Annotated in this window: 13 protein-coding genes; 5 read left to right on the top strand and 8 right to left on the bottom strand. The window is 63.9% G+C overall.

What is annotated here, in order from left to right; all coding sequences use genetic code 11:
- Window positions 1-179 precede the first annotated feature (179 nt).
- Genes XH85_RS08520 through XH85_RS08540 form a run of 5 tightly spaced genes read left to right on the top strand, consistent with a single transcriptional unit; the run spans window position 180 to window position 6,879 of the window.
- Window positions 180-1,049: a sensor histidine kinase family protein gene (locus tag XH85_RS08520; RefSeq protein ID WP_245473901.1), complete on the top strand. Its 870-nt coding sequence runs from the start codon at window positions 180-182 to the stop codon at window positions 1,047-1,049.
- Window positions 1,046-2,164, top strand: a complete 1,119-nt coding sequence (locus XH85_RS08525) for an efflux RND transporter periplasmic adaptor subunit (RefSeq protein WP_128931536.1) — start codon at window positions 1,046-1,048, stop codon at window positions 2,162-2,164. The genes XH85_RS08520 and XH85_RS08525 overlap by 4 nt, the downstream gene beginning before the upstream one ends.
- On the top strand, window positions 2,161-3,237 hold the full coding sequence (locus tag XH85_RS08530; protein WP_128931537.1) for an efflux RND transporter periplasmic adaptor subunit: 1,077 nt from the start codon (window positions 2,161-2,163) through the stop codon (window positions 3,235-3,237). Before XH85_RS08525 ends, XH85_RS08530 begins: the two co-directional genes overlap by 4 nt.
- Window positions 3,234-6,383: an efflux RND transporter permease subunit gene (locus XH85_RS08535; RefSeq protein ID WP_128931538.1), complete on the top strand. Its 3,150-nt coding sequence runs from the start codon at window positions 3,234-3,236 to the stop codon at window positions 6,381-6,383. The genes XH85_RS08530 and XH85_RS08535 overlap by 4 nt, the downstream gene beginning before the upstream one ends.
- Window positions 6,384-6,396: 13 nt before the next feature.
- Complete coding sequence (locus XH85_RS08540; protein WP_128931539.1) at window positions 6,397-6,879, top strand: hypothetical protein; 483 nt, start codon at window positions 6,397-6,399, stop codon at window positions 6,877-6,879.
- Window positions 6,880-7,198: 319 nt separating this feature from the next.
- Here the strand turns inward: XH85_RS08540 and XH85_RS08545 are convergent, their stop codons facing one another.
- From XH85_RS08545 to XH85_RS08580, 8 genes are all read right to left on the bottom strand, one after another.
- Window positions 7,199-8,308, bottom strand: coding sequence for a Vgb family protein (locus tag XH85_RS08545; RefSeq protein ID WP_208758090.1), 1,110 nt, complete (start codon window positions 8,306-8,308; stop codon window positions 7,199-7,201).
- 2 nt (window positions 8,309-8,310) lie between these two features.
- Window positions 8,311-8,859 carry a peroxiredoxin-like family protein gene (locus XH85_RS08550; protein ID WP_128931540.1) on the bottom strand — a complete coding sequence of 183 codons (549 nt, stop codon included), beginning with the start codon at window positions 8,857-8,859 and terminating at the stop codon, window positions 8,311-8,313.
- 121 nt (window positions 8,860-8,980) lie between these two features.
- The gene (locus XH85_RS08555) at window positions 8,981-9,652 is read right to left on the bottom strand and encodes an NrsF family protein (RefSeq protein ID WP_128931541.1); all 672 of its coding nucleotides are present in this window, start codon (window positions 9,650-9,652) and stop codon (window positions 8,981-8,983) included.
- Window positions 9,649-10,278 (bottom strand): sigma-70 family RNA polymerase sigma factor, encoded by a 630-nt coding sequence (locus XH85_RS08560; RefSeq protein ID WP_128931542.1) that lies wholly within the window; start codon window positions 10,276-10,278, stop codon window positions 9,649-9,651. The genes XH85_RS08555 and XH85_RS08560 overlap by 4 nt, the downstream gene beginning before the upstream one ends.
- Window positions 10,279-10,333: 55 nt before the next feature.
- A complete protein-coding gene (locus XH85_RS08565) occupies window positions 10,334-10,837 on the bottom strand; it encodes a DoxX family protein (RefSeq protein WP_128931543.1) in 504 nt (167 codons plus the stop codon).
- The gene (locus XH85_RS08570) at window positions 10,834-11,619 is read right to left on the bottom strand and encodes an HvfC/BufC N-terminal domain-containing protein (protein ID WP_128931544.1); all 786 of its coding nucleotides are present in this window, start codon (window positions 11,617-11,619) and stop codon (window positions 10,834-10,836) included. The genes XH85_RS08565 and XH85_RS08570 overlap by 4 nt, the downstream gene beginning before the upstream one ends.
- Entirely contained in the window at window positions 11,603-12,490 is an 888-nt protein-coding gene (gene bufB / locus XH85_RS08575) for an MNIO family bufferin maturase (RefSeq protein WP_128931545.1), read from the bottom strand. Before bufB ends, XH85_RS08570 begins: the two co-directional genes overlap by 17 nt.
- A 54-nt stretch (window positions 12,491-12,544) precedes the next feature.
- Window positions 12,545-12,889, bottom strand: coding sequence for a BufA1 family periplasmic bufferin-type metallophore (locus XH85_RS08580; RefSeq protein WP_128931546.1), 345 nt, complete (start codon window positions 12,887-12,889; stop codon window positions 12,545-12,547).
- Window positions 12,890-13,123 lie beyond the last annotated feature (234 nt).

Here is a 13,123-nt window from a genome sequence, read left to right on the forward strand (position 1 = left end):
GCGTCGCTTTCTCGCTTGACATGGTTCGCGAAGAAAGGCAAGAAAAAGAAAATATACGGTTTAGTTTATTAATGCTTTGATCTGCACGCGCGCGAGCTTTGGCGGGTGCTCCTGACGATCAGGGTCGCAAAGATGTGGGGCGTTCGACTCCGATCGCCCGAGGGAATGAGGAGAATGTCGTGTCTGTGTTGAGCCCAGCCTCGTCTGGCCTGCCGGAAGGCGTGCTGCTGCGCGAGCTGCATTGCAGGGTCACCAACGGTGTCGCCTTCACCATCAATCTGGTCTCCGCCGCCGCAATCAGGGTGGAGGGGACCGAAGCCAAGAGCGCGCTCAGCGATGTCGTCGAGCTGTTGCATGGCTACGCTGACGTGCATCGTACGTTGGCCATGCCGGCGGGTGAAACGCTGACCCAGGCCGCGACCTACATCCGCAAGCTGGGTTGTGGCATGCGCCGGGCAGTCCTGGACCGGATGAACATTCAGCTGGCATTCGCAACCCAGTCGCTCGCGCTTCAGCCGCAGCGCTGCTGGCATCTGGGGCTGATCGTCCATGAGCTCGTGATGGACGCGGCAAGGCACGCTTGTTTCGATGCCCGGGCGGGGCAGATCAGGATCAAGCTGACCCGTACCGGTGCGCTCGTGAACTGCGTGATCCTGGACAACGGCTCACGTCCCGCGCGGGAGACTTCCGACCGCGAATTGCGCATTGGCAGGGATATCGCGCGGGCGCTCGGCGGTCGGATCGAGCAGGGTTTCGGCGCCGAATTCACCTCGATTGTCCTTTCGTTCCCGCTGACCGAGCGCGAACGGGGCGCAAACTGGTCGATCGCAACGCGCCAGATGAGGGCTCCGCGCCGCACGAGAGCCACCGCTTCAAATAAAGCAGTGCTCACGGCAAGCGCGGCGGCCGATCAACGCGGGCCCACCGTTGAGACCGATCCCTTGGCGGGACTACTGCGTCAGCAAGAACGCGGATTGTTCATCCCCCGCCAATCCGCCGATGCGCTTGGCGGGCTGTTGTCGCCTTCCCATCGTACGGACGCGTCATGACAAACCAATCCTCCGATCCGATTCATCACGTTCGAACGCCACGTGCAGCGAAGGCCCTCGCCGCAGCGACCGTGCTTGTCAGCATTGCGCTGACCGGTTGCAATGATCACGCGGCGCAGACACGAGCAACGCTGGTCCGGACCACGATCGTGCAGCCGCGCGACCGGCAAGCCGCCATCACATTGACCGGAGAGGTCCAGGCGCGCTTCCGTGCCGATCTTTCGTTCCGCGTCAGCGGACGTGTGATCGCTCGCACCGTGGATGTTGGTGCTCACGTCAACGAGGGCGACGTCCTCGCCCGGCTCGATCCGGCCGAGCAACAGGCCGATGTCGATGCCGCGACCGCGGCAGTGGCCTCCGCCGAAGCCCAGCTGCGCGTGGCGAAGGCCACGTTCGAGCGGCAGAAAGCGCTGATCGCAAGCGGCTTCACTACCCGGACCGTTTACGACCAGGCCCAGGAAGGTCTGCGAACCGCAGAGGGAGTGCTGGAGGCGGCCAAGGCGCAGCTGGGCACCTCGCGCGAAGCGCTCGGGTATACCGTCCTGCGCGCTGAAGCGGACGGCGTCATTACCGCGCGCAATCTCGAGGTCGGGCAGATCGTTCCGGCAGCCCAACCCGTGTTCTCGCTTGCTCAAGACGGGGAGCGGGATGCCGTCTTCGAGGTCTACGAATCCGTCTTCCTTGGCCAGACCGACAGCCGCTGCGTGACGCTGGCGCTGGTCTCCGATCCCGGCGTGACAGCGACGGGAGAGATGAGAGAGATTTCACCGGCGATCGACGCGAAGAGCTCCACGATCCGCGTCAAGGTGTCCATCGAGAACCCGGCGGCTGCGTTGACGCTGGGCAGCGCCGTCTCGGGAACGGTGAAGGCGAAAGCTCAGAAGGAAATCGCCTTGCCCTGGAGCGCGCTGATGGCCGCAGGCAGGAGGCCTGCCGTCTGGACCGTAGACCCGAAAACGCAGACAGCATCGCTGAAGCCCGTCACGGTCGGCGCCTACGAAGCCGGTCAGGTGCTGATCAAGGCAGGCCTCGAGCCTGGCGAGCGCGTCGTCGTCGACGGCGGCAAGCTCTTGAGCGTCGGTCAGTCGGTCACTGAGGACGGGGGTCAGTCATGAAGCGACAGGTCATGATGATCGCTGGCACGCTCGCGGCGGCCTCGCTGCTCACCGGCTGTCAGCAGGAGACGAGCGCGCCGGAGCCCGTGCGCCCCGTGTTCTCAATGGTGGCCAAGCCGAACAGCGGTGACAGCACGATTGCGGTCGGCGTCGTCGAGCCGCGCTACAAGACCAACCTTGGCTTTCGCGTACTCGGGCGGCTGACTTCGCGTCCGGTCTACGTTGGCGACATCGTCAGCGAAGGACAGATCATCGGGACGATTGATCCCACCGCACTCGATCTCGCCGTTCGCGCGGCCAAAGCTCAGCTTGCCAAGGCCGAGGCGCAGCTTGCGACGGCCAGGGCCACGGAAGAGCGGCAACGCACGCTCATCACCAGCGATGCGACCACCAGGCAGACGCTTGATAATGCCGAGCAGGCCCGCGCTGGCGCCGAAGCGAGCGTCGCGCAGGAACAGGCGAACCTGACCAAAGCGATCGAGCAACTCGGCTATGCCCAGATCAGAGCCGACTTCGGCGGCGTCGTCACCGCCGTCGGCGCGGAGGTTGGCCAGGTGGTCTCGCCCGGTCAAACCGTCGTGACGGTCGCGCGCCCGGACATTCGCGAGGCGGTGGTCGATATCGGGGAAGACCTGCCTGTGCCGCTCGAAGTCGGTCTTCCGTTCACCGTCAGCCTGCAGCTCCTCCCTACCGTTCAGGTCGAGGGCAGGATTCGCGAAATCGCGCCACAAGCCGACGCCGTGACGCGGCTGCGACGCGTCCGGATTGCGCTCGACAACCCGCCCGAAAGCTACCGTCTCGGCGCGACGGTCACGGCAAAGTTCGGCAAGGATCAGAGCAAGGTCTTGCGCCTGCCCGCATCGGCGGTCCTCGCCAAGGACGGCGTCGATTTCGTCTGGGTGGTCGATCAGTCCGCCGGCACCGTCTCGCTGCAGAAGATCGATGGTGTCGCCGAACCGGCGGGCATCCGCGTCACCGGCGGGCTTGCCGCGGGCACCCGCGTCGTTACTGCCGGAATTCACAGCCTCAAGCCGGGACAGCACGTCCGCTTCGAACAGGATCAAGAGCCATGAAGTCGTTCAACCTCTCCGACTGGGCGCTCGGCCATCGTTCGCTCGTCTGGTATTTCATGATCGCCTTCATGGCGGCCGGCCTGTTTGCCTATCTCCAGCTGGGACGACAGGAGGATCCTGACTTTACCATCAAGACCATGGTGATACAGGCGCAGTGGCCGGGCGCCTCGCCCGAGGAGATGACGAGGCAGGTCACCGACCGGATCGAGAAGAAGCTGGAGGAGCTGGAATCGCTCGACTACACCAAGAGCGTGACGGTCGCGGGTCAGACCACCGTCTTCGTCTACTTGCGCGATTCGACCAAGGCGGCAGACGTCAAGCCGACTTGGGTGCGCGTCCGCAATATGATCGCAGACATCAGGGGCGATTTTCCACGTGGCGTGATCGGACCCGGTTTCAACGACCGCTTTGGTGACGTCTTCGGCAACGTCTATGCCTTCACCAGCGACGGCTTGAGCCAGCGACAGCTCCGCGACCAGGTCGAGGACATCCGGGCCAAGGCGCTGACGGTGCCCGATGTCGGCAAGGTCGACATTCTCGGCGCGCAGGACGAGGTGATCTATCTCGAATTCTCCACCCGCAAGATCGCGGCGCTCGGCCTCGACGTCCACGCCATCATGAATTCGCTGCAGGGCCAAAACGCGGTGGCGCCCTCCGGCGTGTTCCAGGAGGGGCCGGAGCGGATCAGCGTCCGCGTCAACGGCCAGTTCACCTCGGAGGCGAGCCTGAAGGCGGTCAATCTGCGCATCAACGACCGCTTCTTCCCGCTGACGGATGTCGCGACCATCACGCGCGGCTACGCCGATCCGCCGTCAACCCTGTTCCGATACAACGGTCAGCCCGCCATCGCGCTCGCGATCGGCATGAAATCCGGGGGCAATTTGCTCCAGTTCGGCGAGGCGCTGAAGGAGGTGATGACGAAGATCATCGCCGACCTGCCGATCGGCATCGGGGTCCACCTCGTGGCCGACCAGCCCGTCGTGGTCGAGCATGCCGTCTCGGGCTTCACCGAAGCGCTGTTCGAGGCCGTGATCATCGTGCTCGGCATCAGCTTCCTGAGCCTGGGCCTGCGTGCCGGTCTGGTGGTTGCCGTCGCCATTCCGCTCGTGCTTGCGATCACCTTCGTGGTGATGGCCTATTGCGGGATCTCGCTGCAGCGCATTTCGCTGGGCGCGCTGATCATCGCGCTCGGGCTCCTGGTCGACGACGCCATGATCGCGGTCGAAATGATGGTGGCGCGGCTCGAGATCGGGGATCCGCTCGAAAACGCGGCAACCCACGTCTATACGTCGACCGCGTTCCCGATGCTGACGGGAACGCTGGTCACCGTGGCCGGCTTCATCCCGATCGGGCTCAACAGCAGCAACGCCGGCGAGTTCACCTTCACCCTGTTCGTGGTGATCGCGGTGTCGCTGATCGTCTCATGGATCGTGGCGGTCTTGTTCACGCCGCTGCTTGGCGTCACTATTCTGCCTGCGAAAATGAAGGGACATCACGAGCAGAAGGGCCGCCTCGCGCAGATGTTCGGGCGCCTGCTGCTGTTCTGCATGCATCATCGCTGGAGCACCGTCGCGGTGACGGCCGGCGCCTTCCTGCTCGCCCTGTTCGGCTTGCAGTTCGTGCAGCAGCAGTTCTTCCCCTCGTCGGACCGCGCCGAGCTCGTGATTGACTGGAACCTGCCGCAGAATGCCTCGATCACCGAGACCAACAACCAGATGGCGCGCTTCGAGCGCGAGCAATTGCAGGGCAACGGCTCGGTCGAGCACTGGTCGACTTACGTCGGAACCGGCGCGCCGCGCTTCGTGCTGTCGTTCGACGTGCAGACGGCCAACACCTGGTTCGGCCAGCAGGTGATCGTGACCAAGGGCGCTATCGCCGCGCGCGACAAGCTGAAGTCGCAATTCGAGGACTATTTGCGGAAGACGTTCCCCGGCACCGACACCTACGTCAAGCTGCTCGAGGTCGGTCCTCCCGTCGGCCGTCCGGTGCAATACCGCCTGAGCGGCCCCGACGTCGCTGAAGTCCGCGCTCTCTCGCAGAAGCTTGCCGGCGTCATTCGCAGCAGTCCTGACCTCGGCAACGTGGTGTTCGACTGGATGGAGCCGGCGCGCGTCGTCAAGGTCGACGTGCTCCAGGACAAGGCACGTCAGCTCGGTATCACCTCGGAAGATATCGCCACCACCCTGACCTCGGTGCTCCAGGGCACGCCGATCACGCAGGTGCGCGACAGCATCTATCTCGTCAATGTCACGGGACGAGCGACCGCGCCGGAACGCGCTTCGATCGATACGCTGCGCGACCTGCAACTGACCGGGCTCGGCGGCCAGTCCGTGCCGCTCGGGGCCGTCGCCAATCTGCGCTACGAGCTGGAGCAGCCCACGATCTGGCGGCGCGGCAGGATTCCAACGATTACTCTCAAGGCCGCCGTCGTCAGCAACGTTCAGCCGAAGACGGTCGTCGACCAGCTCGCGCCGAAGGTGGCGGAGTTTGCCAAGCAGCTGCCCGCGGGCTACGCGATCAAGATCGGCGGCTCGGTGGAGGAGAGTGCCAAGAGCCAGGGACCGATCGTCGCGGTGGTGCCGCTGATGCTGTTCGTCATGGCCACCGTGCTGATGGTGCAGCTGCAGAGCTTTTCGCGGCTGTTCCTGGTGTTCGCGGTCGCGCCGCTCGCGCTGATCGGCGTCGTCATCGCCATGCTCCCGAGCGGTGCGCCGCTGGGCTTCGTGGCTATTCTCGGCGTGCTGGCCCTCATCGGCATCCTGATCCGAAACTCCGTGATCCTGATCGTGCAGATCGAGGATCTCAAGAAGGAGGGCCGGCCGGCCTGGGATGCCGTGGTGGAAGCAACCGAGCACCGCATGCGTCCGATCCTGCTCACGGCCGCCGCAGCAAGTCTCGCGCTCATTCCGATCGCGCGGGAAATTTTCTGGGGCCCGATGGCCTACGCCATGATGGGCGGCATCATCGTCGGTACGCTGCTGACGCTGCTGTTTCTGCCGGCGCTGTATGTGGCGTGGTTCCAGATCCGTCCGGATCATGCGGATGAAGCACCTTCACACGAGCCGGAAGCCGTTCCGAACGACGCGCCGGCTGAAGACAGGCCCGCTCACCACGCCGAGCAGCCTGTGCTCGAGCCCCAAATCTAGAATGGAGACGACGATGCTCTCGAAGACGCTATCAACCTTTGCTGTCGCTGTGACGGTCGCGGCGAGTTCGCTCGCCCCATCTGTTGCATTTGCGCAATTTCCGCCGCCGCCGCCGCCGATGGCGCCCGCCGGACCTCCGCCGATGGCGCCGGCAGGGCCCCCAGCCCTCGCAGCTCCCGGTCCCGCCGCCCCTGGTCCCAGCCCTCGCCTCGGTCCAGCGGCCGGGCCGCGCATTAATCTTGCCGCGCGAGGTGCCGGCGGTGGGCCGGCTGTGGTGGGCGCGCGGACGACGGCGGTTAACATCGGTGGCGCCGGCCATCGCTACGGCGGCGAGCATGGCTACGGATATGGGGCGCGCGCCGCGGCTTATGCCGGCGCATACGCAGCCGGGGCCTATGCCGGATACGGCTATGAGGGGACGCGCTCGAGCTACTACTCGAGTAGCGAGTGCCGTTACGTTTACAGCCGCCATCGCAGGTATCTCGTCTGCGATTAGCCCATGAACACGCCGCATCTGAATAGAGCTGTTTCGCTGACGGCCGCCATACCAAGACTGACCACAGCGGGAGACGCACACCACCGGACAGAGCATGTCGCGCCGGCTCTTCGACGCCGTCCGATAGAGCGCCGCCTCGTAACTCTTGCAGCGCCGGCCAACCTCGTTTCGAGCGAACTTTGAACGCCCATCGGCCTCGGAAATAGTGGGTTTCGCGATGTAGCGGACCCCAGCTACCAAAGCTACGATTTTGTACACCAAACTACGATTTCCTACGATTTTGTACTCCTGATGGTAGCGGCTCAGGCCCGCCAGTGCATCACAATGGAAGCAGCAGGCGTCCGACCCTGCTCCCATAGTACTCAGTGAACCACAGCGCGCCGTCCGGCCCAGTCGTGATACTGTGGGGGCCACTGCCGTCCGAGGGAACTGCGAATTCGGTGATCGAACCGGTGGTCGTGATCCGGCCGATTTTGTTGCCAATGATACAGCGCGGACCTGGCTGGCGAATGCAACTGGCTTCGGTAAACCACAAGGCACCGTCTGGTCCCGTCGTGATGCCCCACGGCTGAGCATTGGGATCGGGAAGCGCGAATTCGGTGATCGCGCCGTCGGTGGTCATTCGTGCGATCTTGCCAGTAACCGACTCGGTGAACCACAGCGCACCGTCTGGCCCAGTCGTGATACCCCCCGGGCTACTATTCTCCGGGGGGATCGTGAACTCGGTGACTGCGCCCGTGGTCGTCACCCGCCCGACTTTGCCACGAGCATATGTGAACCACAACGCGCCGTCGGGTCCAGTCGTGATCGCAACACTCTTGGCGGTGGGGATCGTGAATTCGGTGATCACACCGGTCGTCGTGATCCGCCCGATTCTGTCTCCAACCGCTTCGGTGAACCACAAGGCACCATCCGGCCCGGTCGTGATGCCAAGCGGTCCAGCCGGCCCAGGGACTGTGAACTCGGTCAGTTGCAAGTTTTCAGCCGTAGCGGTCGTCGGAATGCGCCCGATCTTCTTCGACGTGAACTCAGTGAACCACAGCGCGCCGTCAGGCCCCAGCGTGATGGAATGCAAAACGCCGCCCCCCTTGATCGTGAATTCGGTGATGTTGCCATCAGTGGTAATTCGCCCGATCCTGCCTGCGGCCTCGGTGAACCACAGCGCACCGTCGGGCCCAGTGGTGATTGCGGACGGATGGCTGCCGGGAGCCGACAGCGTGAATTCGGAGAACCTGGGGGCGGCAGCAGGGATAATTTCCGCGGCCGCGCCCCATCGGAGCGCCATTGCCAGGAGGAATGATGCGATGGCAAATCTATTAGCCGTCTCCAAGATGGCCACGCACCGAAACACGATCCGATGAACTCCAAAGGAAAGCTGGTAGCTTTCTGCAACTACGTCGGGCGTCACGGCCCGGCGCGCAATCAACATTTCTACACGTCCGTTGCTTCACCGCGCGCCGGATAGTTGTTCTTGAGCACATAGTCGATCGCAGCCAGAATGTCGGAGAAGTGCGGCCGCGCGAACGGCATGGTCTGGACGCTGCCGAAGTACAGCGTGCCGTCCGGCCGGATCAGATAGAGCGCGGGCTCGGAGAAGCGCGCGGGCTCTTCGACACCGGCCGACGTCATGCCGCGCCCTGATGAAACGAACAAGCCCCAGCGCCGCGCAACAGCGAGATCGAGTCCATAGCCGATGCGCAGCCGCGTCAATCCCCAGGCTTCCGTGGTCTGCAACGCTCGTTCTCTCGTGTCGGATGATATTGCCACCACGGCAACGCCGCGCTTGTCGAACTCGTCGAGCTTCGATTCCAATTCCTTCAGCTGGGTCTTGCAAATCGGGCAGTGAAGGCCTCGATAGAACACGAGAAGCGTGAACTGCGCCGGCTTCTCGCTTGCGGGATCGAAGGAGCCGCCCGAGGCAAGGTCGACGTGGAGCGGCGGTACGGGCTGCCGTGGAAACAGTGGTGCGGGATTGGTCATTAAACTCATCCTTCATGGTTGAGAAGCGGGGCTTTTGGGCTTGTGATCCAGCCTGATCTCTTTGCCCAATGCTCTGTTCGGCGAAGGGATGCGTCGCGGAGCTGGCGCGATGCGGACGAGCTCAGTCCTTCGCATAAAGCGTTCGCGGCGCCACCCATCGGAACATTTTCCGGCCAAACACGCCCGCGAGCCCAACAAACAGGATCGCCGTGCCGAAGTTCCACATCAGGATCATCACGGTCGCATCGATGACGTGGAATAGCGACAGCGCCGTTGCCGTGATCGCGGCGACGGCCAGGCTGCCCATGAAGGTCGCGGCGGTGGGACGGAGCGGCGCCGCGTAGCGCAGCATCACGAGCATCGCGAGCGACAATGGCAGGCTCGTGAGCACGAGCGTGGCGAAGCAACGCGCGGCCTCGCCAACGCTCATGCCGTCAGGTCCGATTGCGACCCATTGCGTGAGGCACTGATAGCCGACATTCGAAAGCCACAGGATCAGGGCGGGTATCGGCAGCAGAAGCCACAGGCGCGACCGATCGGGGAGGCTGACCAGGAAGGCCGCGATGGCCGCGAGCACGCCCGTCAGAGCTGCGGCCGCCATGCTGACGACAAAGGCTGGCTCCTGCAGCCGCTGCACCAGGTCGGGGCGAATCCCCTGGTTGACGGCCAGCAGCGTCAAGACGACCGCTGCGAGCAGGAGCCAGCACGCCGCCCGCATGACTGGCGGTCGCAACCGCCGCACCGGCGTGGCGTTTGCCGCTAGGGAAGCAATGAGATCGGGTGTTTTGATCACGGTTCGCTCCGGTCGAGCAGCATTCTCCGCAGGCTCTTCAGCGCGCGATGGGCGTTCACCTTAAGAGACGTGACGGACATGCCGCTCAATGCTGCCGCCTCCTTTAATGACAACTCCTTGAGCTTGAGCAACCGGATCGCACTCTGTTGGGCAGGAGGGAGGTTATTGACCATCCCCTCGAGCTCTCGCTGGTCCGGTCTCTCTTCTAGGTTCGCTGCAGGCTCGCAAAAGGTTTCATGCTCGGCGGTCAAAGGTATTTCACGGTCTCTGGTGCGACCCTGGCGGCGCAGCCGATCAATGAATCGCCGGTTGGCGATTGCGACCAGCCACGGCGCAAAGGGCCGGGCCGGATCGTAGGTCTGCCGGATTGAATGGACGGTCAGAAGAACGTCCTGAACCGAATCCTCGACATCGCCGGGGTCACGGTGCCGCCGCGCCGCAAGGGAACGCAAATACGGCGTGATTTCCTGAAGCAGCCGGTGATAGGCGGCTCGATCCCCCTCCTGTGCGCGGGCCATCAGGATAGACCAGTCGACATCCCTGGCGACCGAGGTTGTCGGGTGCGCGCCGCCGCTGTCGTCCTTTCCGACGAGTCTCAGTCCACGGCTGCGAGGGTCGTGCGTCATGGGCGAGCGCTCCACAGGGCCCGACGCACATATAACGCGGAGCGGGACGCCGACATCAGGCGCCTCCCTGTTTCCAGGGCCGCGGCAGCCGTTCAAACCAATGGTCGAGGGAGAGCGCCCCGGGACCAAGGGCGATGAGGGCCAGCGCCAGCCCCGCCCAGGGCAGGTGAAAATTCGCCCACCCCTCCGGCACCACGAGTTGAATGACTCCCGTCATGACCAGGAGGGCCAGCGCCGAAAAGCGGGTCGCGAGACCAAGGACAAGCAGAACGGGAAGCACGATCTCGGCAATGCTATCGAGGTACGCGACGGCGGTCGGAAGGGGGAAGTCGTAAGCCTGGCCAAAAATATGCAGCTTGAACTCGTCCTCGAACAGGAACTCGGCAGCCGGCGACAGCGAGAGAAAGCCATCCCACTTGGTCAACCCGGATTTGAAGAAGGGCACGGCGAGCGCGATCCGCAGCACCGGTGGAGCTACCATCCGAGCGACGCGGGCGAGCCAAGCCGCAAGCTCTCGAACGGCATTCTCGATCGCTGCGATGCTCACATGCGTGGTCATGACCGCGTCGCCTCTCGCCCCAAGCTGAACCCGACGACGGCACCCGCGCGCAAGAGATCGCAAAGGTTGGCCGTGAGGTCGAACCGGGAATTCGCGGTCAACGCCGCTTCAAGCGCGGCGAGCACCGGCTTTCCGTCGCTCAGCGCCTGGATAAATTCCTGGCTGCCCTTGGTGATCAAGCGAACTTCAACGTCGGCCGCGGGGCGAACGATCAGCGCGTCCTCGCCGGCGGCCAGATCGACTGGGGCCGGGACGCCGCCGGCAATATTCATCTGCCAAATCGTCAGGGCCGGAAATTGCGACCGGAGCACGCGAAGCGAAGGGTGAAGCTCCAGCTCCATCGCGGGCAGCTGGTCGGGGGCAACGGCGCTGAATGCGCTTGGATCAATCGGCGAAGCCTCGGGTGCGTGATAGGCCTCGGTCCAGGCGCGCTCGATCCGTGCAACGTCTTCCAAGTAGGGGAGCCCGGCGGCCGGCTCGAAGCTCCGGATGAAATCCGGCAATCCTGCGCCGTAATCCAGCATGATTGGCGAGCGCGGCGGCTGGACCCTGATATAGGCGCGCGCGATGGCGCGAAAGAAGTCGGCGCCGACGATGCGGTGCACCGCTGGGAACGCATCTTCCAGGGCCTCAATGAGGCTGACCACGACATTGTTTCTGTAGACCGCGAATCGCTTCGGATCCGGTTCACCGTCCGGACCGACAAGACCATCGGGCATCGGGAGCCCTGGATCCAGCAAAGCCGCCGCGAAGTCGCGTTGCCCTTCAGCGAGCTGCTGCACGACGCACGGCCTCCGATTGGGTTGCAAGCATGATCGCCTCGGCGCGTTCCGCTTCGTGCTGGAGCATGGGCCAGGCGGGCACGTCGGCGTCCCATTCGATCAACGTGGGAACGGGACCCGTAAGCCGGACCGTATGGGCGTAGAGATCCCAAACGACTTCGTCGACCGGGCGATTATGGGCGTCGATCAGGAGTGGCCGGCCCTTGCCGTCGAGGTCTGTTGTATGGCCGGCCAGATGAATTTCCTGGACGTGAGCGAGCGAGTAGGCATCGATGTAGGCGAACGGATCCCACTGCTGGTTGGTCGAGGCGACGTAGACGTTGTTGACGTCGAGCAGCAGGCCGCAACCTGTGCGGCGGACCACCTCGGCGATGAAGTCGATTTCCGAATATGTGCTTTCGGCGAAGGCGAGATAGGTCGATGGATTCTCCAGCAACATCTGCCGTCGGAGGCAGCTCTGCACCTGATCCACATGTTCAACGACGCGCGCGAGCGTCTCGCCGGTATAGGGCACCGGCAGAAGGTCATTGAGAAACCCGGTGTCGTGGGATGACCACGCCAGATGCTCCGAAAACAAGCCCGGTCGGTAGCGAAGGATCAGCCGATCAAGGCGTTTGAGATGATCCTTATCGAGCGGCCGATCGGCGCCGATCGACAGTCCAACACCGTGAAGCGAGAGCGGATATCGCTCGCGAATGGCCGACAAATAGCGGTGCGGCGGCCCGCCCGCGCCCATGTAGTTTTCCGCATGAACCTCGAAGAAGCCGACGTCCGGCTGCGAGTCGATAATGGTGCGGTAATGCTCGGCCTTCAGACCGACGCCCCCGCGCTCAGGAATGCAGTTTCGCGTGCAAGACGACGGAAGCGGCATGGCAACCTCCAGGCGAGGGTGGGCGGGCAGAGGGGGCCCGCCCACGCCATCTCATCAGGCCTTCTTTTCGGTCAGGCTTCCCGGCCCCTTCGGCGTCTGCATGGTCGTACAGGTGCCCTTGGCCTCGAGCTTGAATGCGTTGCCCTGGTAGTCGACCGTGCTGGTCCCGGCGCAGGTTGTACCCGGCCCCGCATAGCAGTCGTTTTGCCCTTTCAGGGCCACGCCGAAGCACTTCTCCATCTTGCCGGATTTCAGCGCCTTTGCTGTCTCGGCCTGCTTCTCCTTCATCATCTTTTCCATGTCCTTGCTCATCTGCGCCGTGGCCGGTGCAGCGGCGAAGGATCCCACGGCTGCGACAAAGGCGCCGGCGACCAGTGCGGATAGGGTGCGATTGGACATGTCGATTCCTCCGAATGCGGGTTTGCTGCGCGAGTACGCGACTTGCTGTGCGGCGCGCCGAACCGGCCCACCAATAAGTAAATTCGCTCCACGAGAGCGAAAGGTTACATCGGTCGAAGCCCAGAGGCTTCCCAAGTGGGCCCGACCAAACTGCCGAACAGTCTTCGGGCGTTGACTACGATTGTGCAGCGCACTGTTTCGGGAGCGCACGACCCGTTGATCGGACCCTCGACG

Source organism: Bradyrhizobium zhanjiangense (assembly GCF_004114935.1).
Classification (GTDB): Bacteria; Pseudomonadota; Alphaproteobacteria; order Rhizobiales; family Xanthobacteraceae; genus Bradyrhizobium; species Bradyrhizobium zhanjiangense.